This window comes from Paenibacillus ihbetae (assembly GCF_002741055.1).
Taxonomy (GTDB): Bacteria; Bacillota; Bacilli; order Paenibacillales; family Paenibacillaceae; genus Paenibacillus_AQ; species Paenibacillus_AQ ihbetae.
This window is the reverse complement of record NZ_CP016809.1, coordinates 655004-673701: the sequence shown is the minus strand read 5'-3', so window position 1 is coordinate 673701 and position 18698 is coordinate 655004. Positions and strand designations below refer to the sequence as shown.

Sequence of the window (18698 nt, the reverse complement as noted above, 5' to 3'; positions counted from 1 at the left end):
GTGGCTGTAGACAGAATCTTTTAATGCCGTAATTTTAAAAAAATTTAAAGAAATGGGGAGCGTCAAATGAATAATGCTTCATCTGCTTTAAAAGTGGCTGCCGGAATTTTTCTGACGATTGCCTTGATCACGATTGTAGTCATCCTGTTTATTTCTGCACAAGAAGCGACCAAAACGGCGCAAAACAACTTCTCGGACATTCAGACCGAGCTGTCGCAAGCCGCATTCACCGTATATGACGGCACGACGATTAGCGGCTCGCAAGTGACAAACGCGCTTCGCAAGTATAAGGATAAGGATCAATTCGGCATATTTATCGCTACGGGCAAGAATAGAGCGGGACAATGGTACGGGAATGTGCTGGATAACAGCGGGCTGATACTGAATCCGGATTCGAGGCAGGGCAATATCAGCTTGACCATGAACGAGAAGAGCGCGGAGTATGTAAATCCAAGCGGGAAGTTTCATGCGAGTATCGTGAAGGATGATTCCAACGTGATCCGGGGGATCAAATTTATTCAGTAGCTGGGATGGAGGGTGATAGGATTGCGCGAGCAAACGATCCGCGCGATAGAGCTCGCAGCCGGGCTGGGACTTTTTTTGAGCGCCTGCTTGTATGCCATGACGATCCTGTCCGTACTTGACTCCGGATTGACCGCGGCAGCCGCAATGACGGAAGAACAAAATGCCGGGGTGTCAACGTTTCCAGCCGTATCTGAATCAATGGAGCCCTATTTTACGGGCAGTGAGGTGCTGTTTACGCTTCGCGAGGTACAGTCAGGGCAGCTTGAAGCGGTTATTGACGGATTGCGGTTCGCTCCAGGGACCGAGCTCGAGTCGATGGATCTCTCGGTCATCGATTCGGATGGCCGTTATGCGGCGGACTACCACCGGGAAAGCGACGGGGCGGTGGACTTAATTCGGTTTGTTAAAGTGAGGTAGGACGTAGTGTCGAATTCGGTATCGAAATGGTTTGCGGCTTTTCTTGCATTGCTGCTTTTGTACATCGTCCCTGCAGGGGAGCTGGCCAGAAGGCAAGATGACCTATCTCGGATCGTCGTCTACCAGGCGGTAACCAAATTTGTGGATAGTGTCCGAACGAAAGGGTACATCACGCCGACCATGTACCAGGATTTTTTGCAGGAGCTTGCAGCGACAGGTAATGAATATGACGTCCAGATGGAGCATCGCCATAAGAAATACCAGCCGGAGTATGCGGATCCCGCCGACCCGGACACATTTCTTAACCGGTATGTCGTTGTATATGATGCTTACTATCAGGAAGATCTCGCAGCCTATCTGTTTCCGGAGTCGGATATGCCAAGGGATGACGAACGGCGGGTGTATCGTCTGACAGCCGGGGACCTGTTTCAAGTCCGGGTGCAGAGCCTGAACAGAACGCCGGGGATGCTGATTATGGATGCGTTAACCGGGACGGATTCGAGTGGAAAAGCAGCCATCGTTTTTCCTTACGGAGGGCTAGTGCTTAATGAAGATTACTGATCTGGCGATCGTGTTCACAGCCATATTCTTTCCGCTTCTTCTCATTCTTGGCTTCCGCTATGATAGCCTGGGGGATATTCGCTATATTGAAATGAAATATACCGCCGCGCTGCGATCCGCAGTGCAGGACGGCAGCATGAGTTTGAACTTGAATGAAACCCCGTCGTTCGAAGCAGCTTATGATTCCAAGAAATTTATGCGGGCGGATAAAGATCAGGCGCTGAAGGCGTTTGCCCAAACGTTATACATGAATATGGGCATAGAAGAGGGAGATTTCGCGTCACAAGCTGCTCTATGGTGGTATATCCCCGCGCTTGTCGTATTGGATTATGACGGTTATTTTATCTATGCTTTGCAGAGCCATACCAATGAAGCAGGTGAAGAAGAGATGCGCCACCAATGGACTCCGAAGGTGCCATATGCATGGTCGGATGGCGAGGGCAACAGCGTGCAGTTTACTTTGGATTCGTTCGTTCGCGTCTATGAATCGCGCTCTTCCCGGTGGTACGCCGGGTGGAGGCATGAGTTGGCCGCGCAGGCAGGCGTTTCCCTGCTTCAGAGTGAAGAGACGTTCGAACAAATTCGGCGAATAACGATCGTGAACGCCGTTCAGGATCGGCTGGCGTATTACATACAGCGTCATAATGAATCAGCTCTGCGCAACGGCATGACCTATATCTTTACGCTCCCCGCCATCTCGCAGGAGGAATGGGTGAATACGATCGATGATGTCGGCATGCTGGCTTTTGTTCAAGGGATTCCGCTGGGGGACCGCTATTATAACAATTATGCATTTGGCGGGGGAAGGCTGGTGAAGTCCCCGGTTTATTTCGGTGGCGTGGACGACCGGGGGTTGAAATATTATTTCCGGGATGACTGCTCGTTTCCTTTCCGGGTGGAAGAGACATTTTCCCATCCGAAGGAGGCGGCCGCAGCAGGCTATCGAGAGCGGAGCTGCCGTAATCCGGGGGTTATGGCCCCCTGAAAGTTGTAGTTTCAGGGGAGCTGCTTGGTGTGATACAATAAATTCTTGACTGTGTACTTTTTTACTAACTACCAAGAATGAATTTCATATTATACAGACAGGAGTTACTATAGCCATGAGTTTATTGACTGTAGAGAACGTATCGCATAACTTCGGAGACCGGACGCTGTTCAAAAATGTGTCTTTCCGATTGCTGGCCGGAGAGCATGTCGGCCTGGTCGGAGCGAACGGGGTGGGCAAATCGACCTTGATGAATATTTTAACCGGACAGCTGTTAAAGGACAGCGGTAAGGTAGAGTGGACGCCAAAGGTACGATACGGCTATCTGGATCAGCATACCAAGCTTACGCCGGGCAAGACCGTGCGCGACGTTCTTAAGGATGCGTTTCTTCCTCTGCTGGAGCTGGAGAAGGAAATGATGGAAGTTACGAACAAGATGGCCGAAGCCTCTCCCGAGGAGCTGGAAGTGCTGCTTGAGCAAATGGGCGAGATTCAGGAGCAGCTGGAGATCGGAGATTTCTATCTGCTGGATGTGAAAGTAGAAGAGATGGCCAATGGATTGGGGTTGTCCGCCATCGGGCTCGACCGTGACGTTGCAACGCTAAGCGGCGGACAGCGGACTAAGGTGCTGCTCGCGAAGCTATTGCTGGAGAAGCCGAATGTGCTTCTGCTGGACGAGCCGACGAACTATTTGGATGTGGAGCATATTGAGTGGCTGACGCAATATTTAAAGCAATATCCTTATGCTTTCATTCTGATCTCACACGATACGGAATTCATGAATCAAGTGGTGGATGTCATCTATCATTTGGAATTTGCCAAGCTGACCCGGTATACCGCCAATTATGAGAAGTTTCTCGAGATGGCGGATATTAACAAGAACCAGCATATCGATGCGTACGAGAAGCAGCAGGAGTTCATCAAGAAGCAGGAGGATTTCATTCAGCGGAACAAAGCCCGGTATTCCACTTCAGGACGGGCCAAGAGCCGGGAGAAGCAGCTTGAGCGTCTCGAGCGGATTGACCGGCCGGAAGAGGCGGCAAAGCCGGTCTTCAACTTCAAAGAAGCTCGGGCCAGCGGCAAAACCGTATTTGAAGGGATCGAGTTTGAGATTGGATATGACCGACCGCTGTTGCCTAAAATGAGCATCACCATTGAGCGTGGTGAAAAAATAGCGATCGTGGGCTGCAACGGCGTCGGTAAATCGACCTTGCTGAAAACGATTTTGGGCAAGATCGAGCCTTTCAGCGGCAAAACGTATCAAGGGGATTTCCTGTATCCGGCTTATTTTGAGCAAGAGGTGCGCCCAGGCAACTTGACGCCGATCGATGACGTTTGGAACGAGTTTCCGCATTTGAACCAGCACGAGGTAAGAGCCCATCTTGCCCGCTGCGGCCTTAAGAATGAGCATATTACCCGTCCGTTAAAGGCGCTCAGCGGCGGCGAGCAGGCAAAGGTGCGTTTGTGCAAGCTGCTGATGCGCGAGAGCAACTGGATTCTGTTTGACGAACCGACAAACCACCTGGACGTTGCCGCAAAGGATGAGCTGAAGCGTGCCTTGAAGGAGTATAAAGGAACAATCCTGCTCGTTTCCCACGAGCCGGACTTTTACGAGGATTGGGTAACGAAAATCTGGAACGTGGAAGACTGGTCCACCCAGCAGGCGTAATCATTTTGTTTTTGCATTAAGCATGCAGGAGCGGTAATATTGCCGATCTAGACAGGGAAATCCCCAGGCGGGGTGTATAGCTTGAGGGGCGGATCATGAATTATCAATCTAGGATCCCAACATACAAATAGGCGGTGCTATGGGTCTCGATGTCCCAGTGCCGCCTTTTTTATGTTTTCGTGTATTGTAAGCAGTGTTCATTTCCATCTTCATCGCTAAGCATGCAGTGATTGATGATATCGTACCATTATGCAGTTTGTGATATGCTAGAGTCAATTTAACGAAGATCGGGGGGATGGTACATGGAAGAAATGGATCCATGTTTGGGGCTGTCATCATTATGGGGGATTCCGCATGACTAGCCCCTGTCCAACCGTGCGGAAGTCCCCGCCGAAAGGGGAATGACCTTGGAGTCGAACAAGAATGGAAATGATGGCGAGAACATCATCCTATCCGAAGAGAAGTCGGTTGTCCTCCGCAGCGGCGTCGTCTACCGGCCGGCAGGTCCGTGGACGCCCGGCATACATGCCTTGCTAAGGCATTTGCAGGCTAGGGGCTTTGAATCGCTGCCGACCGTCATAGGTGCCGGCACCAATGAGGAAGGACAGGAAACGGTAAGCTATATTGAAGGAGATTTCATCCATCCTGGACCCTGGAGCGATGATGCCATCGTCGAAGTGGGCCGAATGGTTCGAAGGCTCCATGATGCTTCCGCTTCGTTCAGCCCGGATCCGCATGCTGTGTGGAAGCCATGGTTCCTACGGAGACTCGGGGGACCCAACCTGGTCTACAGCCATGGAGATATAGCACCGTGGAACATGGTGACGAAGGACGGCCTGCCTGCCGCCTTGATCGATTGGGAATACGCTGGGCCGGTCGATCCGCTGGCGGAGCTTGCCCGCGTGTGCTGGCTGTTTCCGCAGCTGCATGACGATGACGTCGCCATGATGAACGGCCTGCCTTCACCGGAAGCGCGTGCAAGGCAGGTTCGGCTGCTCGTGGACGCTTACGGTCTGGGGCCGGGCGGCAGAGCCGCCTTGTTCGAAATGATTGTTGCCGTCGTCGTCACGGAAACGGCAGAGGAAGCGATTGAAATGAAGGTTACACCTGATAGCCACGGGCCGCTTTGGGGTCTGGCTTGGAGAGCGAGAAGCGCAGCCTGGATATTGCGTCATCGCCGTATGCTCGAGCATGCGCTCGAGTAAAGGATGAAGCTTTGGAAGTACCGAATGGAAGCTAGGATTGAAGATGCTTGAGAAATTGCAGGAGGGGTCGACTTGAACGGTATGGAAGAGAACAACGCAACATCTCATGGCAGCATGGATATCGGGATGGGGAGCGATAAGGAAAGGGAGACTCCGGGTTCGGAGCACAGCCAGCGATATTCAAGGCAAGAACGGTTTGCTCCTTTCGGCAGCGAGGGGCAGCAACGGCTGCTGGACAGCCATGTTCTGGTTGTAGGAGCAGGCGCCCTTGGCAGCGCCGTGTCGGAAACGCTCGTTCGCGCGGGTGTGGGACGCCTAACGATTGCGGATCGCGATTACGTGGAATGGAGCAATCTGCAGCGTCAGCAGCTGTTTACGGAGCAGGATGCCGATGAACGTCTGCCTAAAGCTATCGCGGCACAAAGGCGCCTATCGCAGATCAACTCGGGTGTCGAGGTGATCGGGAGGGTAACCGATGTTCGGGCCCAGGAATTAGCGGAGCTATCTCAAGGTGTTCATCTCATTATGGATGCTACCGATAACTTTGAAACGCGGCTGATCATGAATGACGTCGCTTATCAACGCGGAATCCCATGGATTTATGGCGGATGTGTTGGAAGCTCCGGTATGAGCTTTACGTTTTTGCCGGGGGAGACCCCTTGCTTGAACTGCCTGCTCGGAACGATTCCGATGGGCGGCGATACGTGCGATGTTCATGGCATTCTTCCACAAGCGGTCCAGATGGTAGCTGCACATCAGACGATGGAGGCGATGAAGCTGCTGGCCGGGCAGCGTCACGTCCTCCGAAAGAAGATGCTCTCGTTTGACATTTGGCGCAACGAGCGCGTGGAATTCGGTGTGGAACGGGCAAGGAGAATGGACTGTCCCACATGCGGCGAGCATCCGGTGTATCCGTATTTGTCGGCAGCCAATGTCGAAAAAAGCGAAGTGTTGTGCGGGAGAGATACCGTTCAAATCCGTCCGGCCAGGCCGAAGCGGATTGCCCTGCAACAGCTGGCGGAGCAGCTGAACAGCCTTCGGGAAGGCAAAGCAACAGCGACTCCTTATATGGTCATGTATCGGGTTAACGGGCATCGCTTGGTCATCTTCGAAGACGGACGAACATTAGTTCACGGTACATCCGATCTGGCCGCAGCGCGATCGCTTTACAATAAATACGTCGGAGGCTAAGGGCCGGCAGGGTTGTGTGAATAACGGTGCAACAGTCGGATGTAGCGGCAAATTTGCTGCAGACAGGTCGGTTGGAGTGGCAAATTTGCTGAAGACAGTGCATCAGTCGGTTGCAGTGGCGAATATGCTCGCAGAACGGTGCAACATTCGGATGTAGTGCAGATTTGCTGAATAGGATTGCTTCAGTTTCGCATTCTAGGCCAATGATTCATAGGAAAGTGGAGTGTTCAAGGTCGCTGGACCTATGGGCGCTCCTTTTTTCGTTTTGGGTCAAATCACGCTAACTCCAAGCCATAGTGCCTGGCTGTGTAACCATTCAGGAGTGAAATCGCCATAAATCAGACATACTTACTGTATCAAGCAGCGAAGTGGGAGGAGGCACCGTGGAAATATTGATCCTTATTGCGGCAGATCCATCGGATCGCTCCCGTGCAGTGTCCGTGATGCTGGAAGAGGCGGGGTACCAGATCGCATTTGCTCATCATTATTCCGAAGTGGTCTCTTCCATCGAGCGTACAGCTCCGGACATTTTGCTAATCGACAGCAAGCTGCCGGGGATGAGCCGGTTTAATCTGGTTGAACGGTTGACGGGGAATGGAAAAGCCGTTCCCGTTATGGTGTTAGGGAATGACGGGGCGGAAGAGGCGGTGCAAGCGCTGGAGGCCGGCGCTCATGATTACATTCCCCAAGAATGGGATCCAAGAGAGATGCTTGCGCGCATTGCGAATCTGCTTCGCATCTTCCAGCCGGTTCAACGCGAGATTAACGAGGCCATCCAGATCGGCGATCTTGTAATCGATCCGTTAAAACGGAGCGTGGTCCGGGGGGAGGAGTCCGTCGAGCTGACGCACCGCGAATTCGACTTGCTGCTTTTCTTGGCCAAACGGGCGGGGCAGGTCTGTACGCGCGAAGATATTTTACGATATGTATGGGACTATGATTTCCACACCGGAACGAATGTGGTAGATGTGTATATCCTCCATTTAAGAGAGAAGGTCGACAAAGGAAGGAAGCTAAAGCTGCTGCGAACGATCCGGGGTGCCGGTTATAAGCTGATGGCTCCGGATGAGATTGATGTGAGCGCAAAAAACCGCCTTCCTTGATAGGAAGACGGCCGGTTGTTTGCGATTCAGCTATATATTAAAGTACGCGGCGTGCTTTCAGGTAAGTCTTCTTCCAGTTGCCGGAGTTCAGGTTAGAAATCGTTACGCCCGGCTTGCCATAAGTGTGCAGGATTTTACCATTGCCCATGTAAACGGCCACATGCGTTACGTTTCGTCCGTTAGCGCGGCTTCCGCTGGAGAAGAATACCAAATCGCCGGCTTTCAGGTTCGACTTGGAGACAGCTTTACCTACTTTGGACTGTGCAGCAGATGTCCGCGGCAGATTAACGCCATACTTCTTAAAGATATGCTTCATGAAAGAAGAGCAGTCAAACACTCTTGTTGTGGATGTGGATGCGCCGAATTTGTAAGGTGTTCCCATATATTGTTTGCCGTAGTTGACGACTTGAGTTCCCTTGCTGACGGATGCGGCTTCTACAGGAGCCGGAGGAGCAACGGTAAGCACCGCGCCTGCACCCAAAGTTGCGCTCAAGCTAACGACTACAGCTTTCTTAATCCAGTTCTGTCGATTCATGTTGTATAGTACCTCCATGCGTTTTTGTTTTTTGCGATGAACCGAGTATAGCAGATTTGAAACCGACCAAAATGTGGCTAATCGGCGCAAACGCTTGGCACGCATGGAATGAAAGCGAATTATTAAAAAACGATTAAAAGTTACAAAAAATTAAGAAATGGCGGATCGAGCAAGCCGGAAAAGCAACAAAAACCCTTGCGTCGCAAGGGTTTTATCGATTGTTACAAATAGGTTTACACCGCCAAGTAAAGATGACAAAAAAGTAACGATTACTGATCTTTGCTCTGGATGATAAGAAGCAGTCCGCCTTCGATATGCACGATGCCTTTGTCCCCGGACAGCCGGTTGCTGACCCCGAGGGACTGCCCCATGCGAAGCGAAGCATTGTGAAGCGGATATTCAAAGCCTTCCAGTTCGATGCCGGTGACCTCGGTGGTGAGGGGCAGCAGAGAGACGTATTTAAATCCGCGATCCTCTACGACACAGCTGGAGCCGGTCAAGGTGATGTAATTGTTCTTATCTAATATGGAGCATGGAATGTGGTGCTGCAGCCCGCGGATCAGCATATGGATGTTGGCCAGCGTATGATCCAGCCGGGTGCCGCTTGCTCCCATAATCAAGATGGACTCAGGCGACTGTTCGAGCGCCAGGTCAAAGGCCAGCTCGGTATCGGTTAGGTTTTTGTCAACCGGATCGCATTCGATGATTTTTCCGCTCATCGCTTGAACCTTCGCCAATTCTTCGGGAGTGATGGAATCGAAATCCCCGACCGACAGGTCCGGCCTGATCCCGTGCTCGATTAAAAACAAAGCGCCGCGATCCGCGCCGATAATGAAATCCCCGCTTCGGATTTCCTCCAAAAATTGCGCAGACAACTCCCCTCCGGTAAAGATCAGAGCTCGTGCAGGCAGCATGTCATTTCCTCCTTTTTTAAGAGAATTGCCGTTTCGTCTAGTATATAGCAGGATTCGCACTTGCACAATTTAGTAGGCCTGACTACAATGTAGTAGGTAATTTTTCGCGGAGCGGGGGAATCGGGAATTGTGGACATGCATGTGTTTGATGTATTCAGTATCATTGGAACAATAGCGTTCGCCATGTCGGGAGCCATTGTGGCAATGGAAGAGGATTATGATATTCTGGGAGTTGTGGTCCTTGGCCTCGTAACCGCCTTCGGCGGGGGCATCATAAGAAACGTGCTGATCGGCGTTCCCGTAACGACGCTGTGGAGCCAAAGCGATCTGATTATACTGGCCTTGATATCGGTATTTTGCGCGTTTGTGCTGCCTCTCGGATGGCTCCATCATTGGAAGAGGACCGAAGCCTTATTCGATGCGATCGGGTTGTCCGCTTTTGCGATTCAAGGGGCGCTCTATGCGACGCAAATGAATCATCCGCTCAGCGCAGTGCTTGTCGCAGCCGTGCTGACAGGAAGCGGGGGCGGTATGGTCCGGGATCTGCTTGCCGGGCGCAAGCCGCTTGTCCTGCGGGACGAGATCTATGCAGTTTGGGCGATGGTGGCCGGCGCGGCCGTCGGTCTCGGAGCTGCGACAGCGACGTGGCAGCTGTTGACGTTATTCGTGGTCGTGATTGTATTCCGAATGCTGTCCGTTCATTATAAATGGAGACTGCCGAGACGATCGCTATCGCATGGAGGCGCATCGGGCGGCGGCATGAGTGCCGGCAGCTGAGTTTCCCCGGGTGACAATCTTGCGCAATGATCAAGTTTCATCCGTTAAATGAGGTTCTTTAGGTACGTTGATGACAAGGAGGCTGAAGCGATGGTATCCGTCTTGTTTGTATGTTTGGGCAATATTTGCCGCTCTCCGATGGCGGAAGCGGTGCTTCGACACAAGATCGCCGCAAAAGGCTTGCAGGATAAGGTAAAGGTGGATTCGGCAGGCACCGGCGACTGGCATGTCGGCAAAATCCCCCACGAAGGAACGCGCAAGCTGCTGGACAGCTGGAACATCAGCTACGAAGGGATGACGGCACGGCAGGTGTTGAGCAAGGACCTGGAGGCGTTCGATTACGTGATCGGGATGGACGACTCCAATGTAGCTAATATGCGCAAGCTGCCAGGAGGCGGTGATGCGAACATCATGAAATTCATGGATTTGCTGCCTGACGAAAAGCTGCGAGAGGTACCGGATCCTTATTTCACCGGAAATTTCGAAGAGGTGTACCGCCTCATCGACGCCGGATGCGACATCCTGCTGGACAAGATCATCCAAGAAAAGCTATAATCGATTCGAATAAAGCGGTCTGTGTTTTAAACCGCTTATTCAACGGGCCGGATTGAAAGCGTAACCAAGAAGGACGTTTCATAAGATGAACAATGCACATTCCATAATAATGCGCGGTTGTTCATCTTTTTTTACAGACGAAAGCCCGGGATGAAGAGGGCGGGGTAATCCCTCAATTTTTTTGCCGGAAAGGGTTCGAGCCCGAACAGTCTGCAGAACGTAAAATGGCCCGAGCCCCTCTTGAAGGGATCAGGCCATGGCAGCTTAACGTACCGTATCATTATGGTAATTGTCTTACCAATTAAGGAACGACCATCATGTCAGTCCTAGTTTAACCCAGAAAGTACATAAGGGCAGCAGGCAGCTCTTTTTGCCAGAAGCCCCAAAGGTGACGCCCGTCTTTCTCATGATAAGCTACTTTAGCTCCGCGTTCTTCGAGCAACGCCTTGGTCTGGCGGTTCAATTCGACGAAATTGTAGACGCCCGTATCGGTTGCGTAATTGTCCTCTTGCAGGCCTACGATCATATAGATGTCCAGCCAGGACAAATCCTGCTCTTGCTTGATGATGCTCTGGGACATCTCGTAGAAGGCGCCGGACAAGCTGATCACGCGCGTGAACAGCTGCGGGTAGCGGAGCGCCAGATGCACGGAGACGCTGCCGCCAAGGGAGTCGCCCGCAAGCAGCCGCTCGCCGGGTTCTCTTCGAACAGGATAATTTTGTTCAACGAAGGGAATAATCTCTTCGGCGAAGCAGGATACGTAGGCATCGAACCGGTTGCCGAATGGTGCGTATTCTTCGGTACGGACTTTGGTATTCACTTCAACGCCAACGATAATAAAAGGTTCGACCCCTTCGTCAAGGATCAGCTGGTTGGCCCAGGTTGCAATCCGGCCGAAGTTGAAAAATTCCTCGCCGTCCTGACAGTAGACGACAGGATAGCTGAGAATTTCGTTATAGCCGGGTGGAAGGTAGATGCGCAGCGTCCGCGGTTCTTGAAGAAACCGGCTTTCAATCGTTTCCTTCACAATGGTTCGCTTCAATAGTCGTTCATTCGTCATCACTCGTCACCTTTTTCGGGTTAGTTTTTGAAATGGAGTAAACAATAAGTTAAAATTACCCTATTCGTACTTTACTGTCTGCTGTTCTATGATGTTTGTCATACTGTTATAGTATTATCCACACACTGTTATACATACAAACGTCAAGGAATCTGAAATTTTATGAGGTATTTCTTTGACGAATGGAGTAAAACAGGTGTATAATAATTCTATAACAGCGGAACTTGATATTCAAATATTTATTGAGGTGAAAAAAATGACCAAGGTTCCTTATGAAGTATATACCGAGGAAGTGGATACTCTATCTGTACTTTCCCCGGATGGCGAAATCGTAAACCAGGATCTTCTGCCAGAACTGTCGGACGATCAATTGAAAGAAATTATGTACCGCATGGTGTTTACCCGTACTTGGGATGATCGTGCCGTTAACCTCGGCCGTCAAGGTCGCCTCGGCTTCTACGCGCCGGTATCCGGTCAAGAAGCAACGATGGTCGGCAGTGAATTCGCGATCGAGAAGGACGACTTTATCTGCCCGGGCTACCGCGATATGCCGCAGATCGTATGGCATGGTCTTCCGCTTTACCAAGCGTTCTTGTACTCCCGTGGCCATCAGCATGGCGGACAAATTCCCGAAGGCGTTAACGTTTTGATGCCGCAAATCATCATCGGTGCACAGATTTTGCACGCGATGGGTATTGCTATGGGCTATAAATTGAAGAAACAGAAGCAAGTGGTTATTACTTACACCGGTGACGGCGGTTCGTCCGAAGGTGATTTCTACGAAGGCTTGAACTTTGCCGGCGTTTACAAGCTGCCTGTCATCTTCTTCGTACAGAACAACGGCTACGCGATTACTACTCCGTTCTCCAAGCAGACGGCGGCGCTGTCCATCGCGCACAAAGCGGTAGCAGCCGGCATCAAGGGCGTTAGAGTTGACGGCATGGACGTGTTCGCGGTTATCAAGGCGGTTCGTGACGCTGCCGAGCGCGCTCGCAACGGCGAAGGCGCAACGCTGATCGAAGCTGTGACTTACCGTTTCCGTCCGCATTCCCTTTCCGACGATGCAACCAAATACCGCACGAAGGAAGAAGAAGGCGAATGGAGCGAGAAGGATCCGATCGCGCGTCTTGCGAAATATCTGGAGAAGAAGGGTCTTTGGACAGAAGAAGATACGGCTCGCGTGAAAGAGGAAGCGAAGGCGAAAGTCAACGAGCAGATCAAGAAAGCAGAACAAACGGAGAAAATGACGGTCCCAGGATTGATCGACAGCATGTTCGAGCAAACTCCGAAGCATCTTGAAGAGCAAAAAGCCGATTTCCAATAAGGAAGCTTAACCGATAATTGTTCCCCCTCTTTGAACGGACAATTATTCGGTTTTGTCATGGGTGCACAAGGTCAGGGATTGAATATAGCGTAAACGGCGCCTAAGTCGCTGGAATAGTGAACTGTAACACTTAAGGAGGAAATCAAGCAATGGCACAAATGAACATGAAAGAAGCGATTCGCGACGCCATGCGCGTTGAATTGAGCCGTGATCCGAACGTTGTCATCTTCGGTGAAGACGTGGGTAATGTCGGCGGTGTGTTCCGGGTAACAGAAGGCCTTCAGAAGGAGTTTGGCGAGGAACGCGTATTTGATACGCCGCTTGCCGAATCCGCGATCGGCGGTCTTGCGGTAGGTCTGGGTATTCAAGGCTTCCGTCCGATTGCTGAGATTCAATTCGTAGGTTTTATTTTCGAAGCGTTGGACCAAATCGCCGTACAGGCTGCTCGTATGCGTTACCGCTCCGGCGGACGCTACAATTCGCCAATCGTATTCCGCACACCATTTGGCGGCGGAGTTAAAGCTGCAGAGCTGCACACCGACGCATTGGAAGGTTTGCTTGCGCAAACCCCGGGTATTAAAGTTGTAGTTCCTTCCAATCCTTATGATGCAAAAGGACTTATGATCGCATCGATCCGCGACAACGATCCTGTATTCTTCATGGAGCACTTGAACCTGTACCATGCGTTCCGCGCCGAAGTGCCGGAAGGCGAGTATACGGTTGAGCTCGGTAAAGCTAATGTGGTTCGCGAAGGCTCCGACGTAACGATTATTGCGTACGGTCTGATGGTTCATACCGCAACCAAGGCTGCTGAAGAGCTCGAGAAGAACGGTATTAAAGCGGAAATCATCGACCTGCGCACCATCGCGCCGATCGACATCGACACGGTGGTTGCTTCGGTGAAGAAGACCAACCGCGCGATCGTCGTGCAGGAAGCTCAAAAATCCGCCGGCGTGGCAGCAGAAGTCATTGCACAGATCAACGAAAAGGCAATTTTGCACCTGGAAGCTCCAGTTCTGCGTGTAGCACCTCCGGACACCGTGTATCCATTCGCTCAAATCGAGGATGCTTGGCTCCCTACGCCTGCGCGGATCGTAGATGCCGTTAATAAAGTCATGAATTTCTAATTGCAGCAAATATTTAGGGAGGTTTTTCAGTTGGCAAAATTTGAATATCGTTTTCCAGAGCTGGGCGAGGGTTTGCATGAAGGTGAAATCATCAAAATGCATATCAAGCCGGGCGACAAAGTAACAGACGACGACATCATCATGGAAGTACAGAACGACAAAGCGGTCGTAGAAGTTCCTTGTCCCGTGAACGGTACGGTTCAAGAAGTTTTTGCCAAGGACGGCCAGGTTTGCCGCGTCGGTGAAGTGGTAGCGATCATCGATGCCGAAGGCGACATTCCTGAGCAGGCAGGCGGCCATGCAGAAGAGCAGTCCGCTCAAGAAGCTGACGCTGCAAAAGGTAGCGCGGACACCACTTCCTCGCCTGCACAAGACGCGCCGGCGGATGCGAAGCAGGGCGGAAACGGCGGCGCAAGCGCACCGGCAGCTCCGAACCGTGAAGTGCTTGCAACGCCTAGCGTACGCAAGTTTGCTCGTGAGCAGGGTGTGGATATTACGCAGGTCCAAGGCTCCGGCAACAACGGCAAAGTAACCCGCGAAGATGTGGAAGCCTTCAAGAACGGCGGCGGCCAAGCGGCAGCAGCTCCTGCACAAGAAGCGGCTTCCGAGGCGAAAGCGGCTCCTGCAGCAGCATCCGCAGCAGTGGATCCACGTGCCGAAGAAGAGCGCGTACCATTCAAAGGCATCCGCAAAGCGATCTCGAATGCTATGGTTAAATCGGCTTACACCGCTCCGCATGTAACGATCATGGACGAAGTGGACGTAACCGAGCTTGTGGCATTCCGTACCCGCATGAAGCCGATCGCCGAGAAGAAAGGCACGAAAGTTACGTATCTGCCGTTCATCGTCAAGGCTCTTGTTGCGGCTTGCCGTCAGTTCCCTGCCTTGAACGCGATGATCGACGAAGAAGCGAACGAAATTGTGTACAAAAAGTACTACAACATCGGTATCGCAACCGACACCGACAACGGCCTGATCGTACCGGTCATCAAGGATGCCGACCGTAAGAGCATCTGGATGATCGCCGACAGCATCCGTGACCTGGCAGCGCGCGGCCGCGAAGGCAAGCTGGCTCCTAACGAAATGAAAGGCAGCACGATTTCCATCACGAACATCGGTTCCGCAGGCGGCATGTTCTTTACGCCGATCATCAACTTCCCAGAAGTTGCGATTCTCGGTACCGGCCGCATCAGCGAAAAAGCGGTCGTGAAGAACGGTGAAATTGTAGCGGCACCTGTCATGGCGCTGTCCCTCAGCTTTGACCACCGCATCATCGACGGCGCTACGGCTCAAAACTTTATGAACTATATTAAACAACTGCTCGCTAACCCTGAGCTGCTTGTTATGGAGGTGTAACTAATGGTAGTTGGAGATGCTTCTCTGGATATTGATACATTAGTCATTGGTGCAGGACCTGGCGGTTACGTGGCGGCGATTCGCGCCGCCCAGCTGGGCCAGAAAGTTCTGATCGTGGATAAGTCCGAGCTCGGCGGCGTCTGCTTGAACCGCGGCTGTATCCCTTCGAAAGCGCTGATCTCTGCTGCTCATCAGTATGAGGCTGCCAAGCATGCCGATGCATTCGGTATTTCCGTGGAGAACGTAAAGGTTGACTTCGCGAAAACCCAGGAGTTCAAAAACGGCGTCGTTAAGAAAATGACCGGCGGCGTTGCCGGCTTGCTGAAAGGCAACAAGGTCGAGGTATTTAACGGCGAGTGCATGTTCATCAACGAGAACGAAGCGCGCGTATTCAACGATCATGAATCTCCGCGTTACCGTTTCAAAAACTGCATCATCGCTACCGGCTCCCGTCCGATCGAGCTGAAGCCATTCCCGTTCGGCGGCCGCATCCTGTCGTCCACCGAAGCGCTGAACCTGCAGGAAGTGCCTAAGAGCCTGATCGTTATCGGCGGCGGTTACATCGGCGCAGAGCTTGGCCAAATGTACTCCAAATTCGGTGCGAAGGTAACGATTATCGAAGGCATGGACAGCGTTCTTGCCGGATTCGATAAGGATATGACGAGCCTCGTAACGAAAAACATGAAAAAAACCGGCATTGAGGTTATCACCGGTGCGAAAGCTGAAAGTGCGGAGCAAAACGATAAAGAAGTTACCGTTAAATACTCCGTAAACGGCGAAACCAAAGAAGTAACGGCTGAGTACCTGCTCGTAACGGTTGGACGTCGTCCAAACACCGACGGCGAGCTTGGTCTTGACCTGATCGGACTTGAGCTTGACGAGCGCGGCTTCGTGAAAGTTGACCATCAAGGCCGCACCAGCATTCCGCATATCTTCGCCATCGGCGATATCGTTGCCGGACCTGCGCTTGCCCACAAAGCTTCCTATGAAGGCAAAGTGGCAGCTGAGGTTATTGCCGGAATGCCGTCGGTTGTGGACTACAAGTGCATCCCTGCCGTTGTATTTACGGATCCTGAATGCTCCAGCGTAGGTTACACCGAAGCTCAAGCGAAGGAAAAGGGCCATAAAGTAAAGGCTGGTAAATTCCCTTACGCGGGCAACGGACGTTCTGTATCCCTGAACCATCCGGAAGGCTTCGTTAAGATCGTAGCCGAAGAAGGAACAGGACTTGTGCTGGGCGCGCAAATCGTAGGTCTGGAGGCTTCCAACCTGATTGCCGAGCTTGGTCTTGCGATCGAGATGGGTGCTACGCTTGAGGATCTGGCATTGACGATCCATGCTCACCCAACGCTTGGCGAAATCGTAATGGAAGCGGCGGAAGTGGTTATGGGTCATCCGATCCACATTATCTCCCGCTAATCCGTTCGAATTTTAACGGGTCATCATATATTTGCCAAGGAGGCAGAGAACGCTGTAAAGGCGCGATCTGCCTCCTTTTTTAGATAACGGGAAGGATAAATTTCGGAGCATCTGCTGCTTGGATATCGCAAGTAAACTTTGCTTTCTTCAGCAGCGATCCGGCGCGGAGCGCTGTTGATCAACCTATATGGATTACGGCAGTCGGCCAGTCCTATGGCTTCGTCGGCATCGTGAAAAAGAAGCGGGATGATATTTCAACTGCCCAACCTGCCATGAACATGATAGACTATGCATATGAGATTCCAGAGAGGTGAGATTGAAGATGAAGCAATATTTGGAGCTGCTGCAGGACATCCTGGAGCATGGAGTAGAGAAGGAAGACCGGACGGGTACAGGAACGCTGTCCGTCTTTGGAAGGCAGCTAAGGTTTGACCTGTCCCAGGGCTTTCCGCTCGTCACGACGAAACGGATCCATCTAAAATCGGTCATTCACGAGCTGCTGTGGTTCCTGAGCGGTGAAACGAATATCCGGTATTTAAAAGAGAACGGCGTGCGGATCTGGGACGAATGGGCCGATGAGAACGGCGATTTGGGACCGGTATACGGCTCGCAATGGCGTGCCTGGGAAGCGCCGGACGGCCGCCGGATCGATCAGATCGCGAATGTCATCGAATCGATCAAGACGAATCCGGATTCGCGCCGGCATATCGTCAATGCGTGGAACGTGGCGGAGATCGACAACATGAAGCTGCCGCCGTGCCACTTCGTGTTTCAATTTTACGTGGCGGGAGGCAAGCTTTCCTGCATGCTGACGATGCGCTCGGTTGACAGCTTCCTCGGCCTGCCGTTTAACATCGCAAGCTATGCGCTGCTGACGCATATGGTAGCCCAGCAGTGTGATTTGGAGCCAGGCGAGTTTATCTGGTCCGGCGGGGACGTTCATATTTATTCGAATCATTTGGAGCAGGTAAAAACCCAGCTGCAGCGCGAGCCGTACGATCTTCCAAAGCTGATTATCAAACGCAAGCCGGAGAGCATCTTCGATTATACATTCGAGGATTTCGAATTCGAAGGCTACCGGTATCATCCGACGATAAAAGCGACGGTAGCCGTCTAGTGGATTAGCCTGGTTTTCATTTGCCGGAACAGCCGAAATGGCCGGAGTAATGACAATAAGCTTCAGAGGGGCCAATACATTTGGCTGCCGAAGAAAGGGGAAGCGAATATGATTTCGATGATTTGGGCGATGGGCAAGGATCAGGTAATCGGACGAAACGGTACGATGCCTTGGCATTTGCCGAGGGACCTTGCCTTTTTCAAAGAGAAGACCCTTGGCAAGCCGATCGTTATGGGACGGAAAACCTGGGAATCATTCGGAAGCAAACCGCTTCCGAAACGAACGAATATCGTGCTGACCCGGGATGAGAGCTTTACGCTTCCGCCTGAGCAGGGGATCGTCATTCACGATCTGCAGGATGCATTGCCGTATGCCCGGGAGCGGGAGCTGATGGTGATCGGGGGCTCCCAGATTTACGAGCAGATGATGCCAATGGCTGATCGTTTATATTGTACATTCATCGATGAGGCGTTTGAGGGCGATACTTTTTTCCCGGAGATCGACTGGGAGCAGTGGCAGGTTGTTGAGGAAACGCCGGGGATTACGGATGAGAAGAATCCGTACAGGTACCGCTTCGTCATCTATGACCGGAAGCGATAATCGAGCATTGTAGTTTTGCTCCACTTTCTCTCCCATCTATTACCCTTGTCCGATTATGGCGGGATAGTACAAATGATCATGCATATAATCCATTTAATTGGCGAAAAGCGAAATGCTACTATATTTTTAATGTTTACAGGTAAAATTGCTTGAATTGCCTTATACTGCGCGGATTTCGGAACTGATACAAACTTTTATTAAGGATAATAAAAAAGATGAATCAGGAAAAGTGCCGTTTCTAGGCAGATTTGACGCTCG

General features: G+C 51.8%; 19 protein-coding genes. 16 read left to right on the top strand and 3 right to left on the bottom strand.

The genetic code is table 11. The annotated features are described in order from the left end of the window. Positions 1 to 66: 66 nt before the first annotated feature. From BBD41_RS02970 to BBD41_RS02935, 8 genes are all read left to right on the top strand, one after another. The gene (locus BBD41_RS02970) at positions 67 to 525 is read left to right on the top strand and encodes an ABC transporter permease (protein WP_099476657.1); all 459 of its coding nucleotides are present in this window, start codon (positions 67 to 69) and stop codon (positions 523 to 525) included. Positions 526 to 546: 21 nt separating this feature from the next. Continuing rightward, positions 547 to 942: a hypothetical protein gene (locus tag BBD41_RS02965; protein WP_099476656.1), complete on the top strand. Its 396-nt coding sequence runs from the start codon at positions 547 to 549 to the stop codon at positions 940 to 942. A gap of 6 nt (positions 943 to 948) precedes the next feature. Further along, positions 949 to 1503, top strand: a complete 555-nt coding sequence (locus BBD41_RS02960; protein WP_077565581.1) for a hypothetical protein — start codon at positions 949 to 951, stop codon at positions 1501 to 1503. Continuing rightward, entirely contained in the window at positions 1490 to 2488 is a 999-nt protein-coding gene (locus BBD41_RS02955) for a hypothetical protein (protein WP_099476655.1), read from the top strand. Before BBD41_RS02960 ends, BBD41_RS02955 begins: the two co-directional genes overlap by 14 nt. Positions 2489 to 2603: 115 nt before the next feature. Beyond that, on the top strand, positions 2604 to 4157 hold the full coding sequence (locus BBD41_RS02950; RefSeq protein ID WP_099476654.1) for an ABC-F family ATP-binding cassette domain-containing protein: 1554 nt from the start codon (positions 2604 to 2606) through the stop codon (positions 4155 to 4157). Positions 4158 to 4558: 401 nt separating this feature from the next. Further along, a complete protein-coding gene (locus tag BBD41_RS02945) occupies positions 4559 to 5362 on the top strand; it encodes a phosphotransferase (RefSeq protein ID WP_099476653.1) in 804 nt (267 codons plus the stop codon). A gap of 126 nt (positions 5363 to 5488) precedes the next feature. Continuing rightward, complete coding sequence (locus tag BBD41_RS02940; protein ID WP_237087078.1) at positions 5489 to 6553, top strand: ThiF family adenylyltransferase; 1065 nt, start codon at positions 5489 to 5491, stop codon at positions 6551 to 6553. A gap of 383 nt (positions 6554 to 6936) precedes the next feature. Next, positions 6937 to 7656, top strand: a complete 720-nt coding sequence (locus BBD41_RS02935) for a response regulator transcription factor (protein WP_099476652.1) — start codon at positions 6937 to 6939, stop codon at positions 7654 to 7656. A 37-nt stretch (positions 7657 to 7693) separates the two neighbouring features. On the opposite strand, the gene BBD41_RS02930 is transcribed toward BBD41_RS02935, so the two are convergent. Beyond that, positions 7694 to 8191 carry a C40 family peptidase gene (locus BBD41_RS02930; protein WP_099476651.1) on the bottom strand — a complete coding sequence of 166 codons (498 nt, stop codon included), beginning with the start codon at positions 8189 to 8191 and terminating at the stop codon, positions 7694 to 7696. Positions 8192 to 8460: 269 nt separating this feature from the next. Beyond that, positions 8461 to 9105: a thiamine diphosphokinase gene (locus BBD41_RS02925; protein ID WP_099476650.1), complete on the bottom strand. Its 645-nt coding sequence runs from the start codon at positions 9103 to 9105 to the stop codon at positions 8461 to 8463. A 135-nt stretch (positions 9106 to 9240) separates the two neighbouring features. On the opposite strand from BBD41_RS02925, the gene BBD41_RS02920 reads away from it, so the two are divergent. After that, positions 9241 to 9882 carry a trimeric intracellular cation channel family protein gene (locus tag BBD41_RS02920; protein WP_077568929.1) on the top strand — a complete coding sequence of 214 codons (642 nt, stop codon included), beginning with the start codon at positions 9241 to 9243 and terminating at the stop codon, positions 9880 to 9882. A gap of 90 nt (positions 9883 to 9972) precedes the next feature. Continuing rightward, on the top strand, positions 9973 to 10437 hold the full coding sequence (locus BBD41_RS02915) for a low molecular weight protein-tyrosine-phosphatase (protein WP_077565588.1): 465 nt from the start codon (positions 9973 to 9975) through the stop codon (positions 10435 to 10437). Between the two features lie 331 nt (positions 10438 to 10768). Here BBD41_RS02915 and BBD41_RS02910 read toward each other — a convergent pair whose 3' ends face one another. Then, entirely contained in the window at positions 10769 to 11497 is a 729-nt protein-coding gene (locus tag BBD41_RS02910; RefSeq protein ID WP_099476649.1) for an alpha/beta hydrolase, read from the bottom strand. 256 nt (positions 11498 to 11753) lie between these two features. Here BBD41_RS02910 and pdhA point away from each other — a divergent pair, with 256 nt between their 5' ends. The 6 genes from pdhA to BBD41_RS02880 all read left to right on the top strand — a co-directional run bounded on the left by pdhA (position 11754) and on the right by BBD41_RS02880 (position 18440). After that, positions 11754 to 12821, top strand: a complete 1068-nt coding sequence (gene pdhA / locus BBD41_RS02905) for a pyruvate dehydrogenase (acetyl-transferring) E1 component subunit alpha (protein WP_099480433.1) — start codon at positions 11754 to 11756, stop codon at positions 12819 to 12821. Between the two features lie 149 nt (positions 12822 to 12970). After that, complete coding sequence (locus BBD41_RS02900) at positions 12971 to 13948, top strand: alpha-ketoacid dehydrogenase subunit beta (protein WP_077565590.1); 978 nt, start codon at positions 12971 to 12973, stop codon at positions 13946 to 13948. Positions 13949 to 13978: 30 nt separating this feature from the next. Continuing rightward, positions 13979 to 15304 (top strand): dihydrolipoamide acetyltransferase family protein, encoded by a 1326-nt coding sequence (locus tag BBD41_RS02895; RefSeq protein ID WP_077565591.1) that lies wholly within the window; start codon positions 13979 to 13981, stop codon positions 15302 to 15304. Positions 15305 to 15307: 3 nt separating this feature from the next. Further along, a complete protein-coding gene (lpdA, locus tag BBD41_RS02890) occupies positions 15308 to 16723 on the top strand; it encodes a dihydrolipoyl dehydrogenase (RefSeq protein WP_099476648.1) in 1416 nt (471 codons plus the stop codon). A 322-nt stretch (positions 16724 to 17045) separates the two neighbouring features. Next, positions 17046 to 17840 carry a thymidylate synthase gene (thyA, locus tag BBD41_RS02885; RefSeq protein WP_077565593.1) on the top strand — a complete coding sequence of 265 codons (795 nt, stop codon included), beginning with the start codon at positions 17046 to 17048 and terminating at the stop codon, positions 17838 to 17840. Between the two features lie 108 nt (positions 17841 to 17948). Continuing rightward, positions 17949 to 18440, top strand: a complete 492-nt coding sequence (locus tag BBD41_RS02880; protein WP_099476647.1) for a dihydrofolate reductase — start codon at positions 17949 to 17951, stop codon at positions 18438 to 18440. The last annotated feature ends 258 nt before the right edge of the window (positions 18441 to 18698 follow it).

What these genes read in the sequence shown, in the direction of transcription:
- BBD41_RS02970 (WP_099476657.1), top strand. Translation starts at nt 67, where the DNA reads ATGAATAATGCTTCATCTGCTTTAAAAGTGGCTGCCGGAATTTTTCTG.
- BBD41_RS02955 (WP_099476655.1), top strand. Translation starts at nt 1,490, where the DNA reads ATGAAGATTACTGATCTGGCGATCGTGTTCACAGCCATATTCTTTCCG.
- BBD41_RS02950 (WP_099476654.1), top strand. Translation starts at nt 2,604, where the DNA reads ATGAGTTTATTGACTGTAGAGAACGTATCGCATAACTTCGGAGACCGG.
- BBD41_RS02945 (WP_099476653.1), top strand. Translation starts at nt 4,559, where the DNA reads ATGACCTTGGAGTCGAACAAGAATGGAAATGATGGCGAGAACATCATC.
- BBD41_RS02940 (WP_237087078.1), top strand. Translation starts at nt 5,489, where the DNA reads ATGGGGAGCGATAAGGAAAGGGAGACTCCGGGTTCGGAGCACAGCCAG.
- BBD41_RS02930 (WP_099476651.1), bottom strand. Translation starts at nt 8,191, where the DNA reads ATGAATCGACAGAACTGGATTAAGAAAGCTGTAGTCGTTAGCTTGAGC.
- BBD41_RS02925 (WP_099476650.1), bottom strand. Translation starts at nt 9,105, where the DNA reads ATGCTGCCTGCACGAGCTCTGATCTTTACCGGAGGGGAGTTGTCTGCG.
- BBD41_RS02920 (WP_077568929.1), top strand. Translation starts at nt 9,241, where the DNA reads ATGCATGTGTTTGATGTATTCAGTATCATTGGAACAATAGCGTTCGCC.
- BBD41_RS02915 (WP_077565588.1), top strand. Translation starts at nt 9,973, where the DNA reads ATGGTATCCGTCTTGTTTGTATGTTTGGGCAATATTTGCCGCTCTCCG.
- BBD41_RS02910 (WP_099476649.1), bottom strand. Translation starts at nt 11,497, where the DNA reads ATGACGAATGAACGACTATTGAAGCGAACCATTGTGAAGGAAACGATT.
- pdhA (WP_099480433.1), top strand. Translation starts at nt 11,754, where the DNA reads ATGACCAAGGTTCCTTATGAAGTATATACCGAGGAAGTGGATACTCTA.
- BBD41_RS02900 (WP_077565590.1), top strand. Translation starts at nt 12,971, where the DNA reads ATGGCACAAATGAACATGAAAGAAGCGATTCGCGACGCCATGCGCGTT.
- lpdA (WP_099476648.1), top strand. Translation starts at nt 15,308, where the DNA reads ATGGTAGTTGGAGATGCTTCTCTGGATATTGATACATTAGTCATTGGT.
- thyA (WP_077565593.1), top strand. Translation starts at nt 17,046, where the DNA reads ATGAAGCAATATTTGGAGCTGCTGCAGGACATCCTGGAGCATGGAGTA.
- BBD41_RS02880 (WP_099476647.1), top strand. Translation starts at nt 17,949, where the DNA reads ATGATTTCGATGATTTGGGCGATGGGCAAGGATCAGGTAATCGGACGA.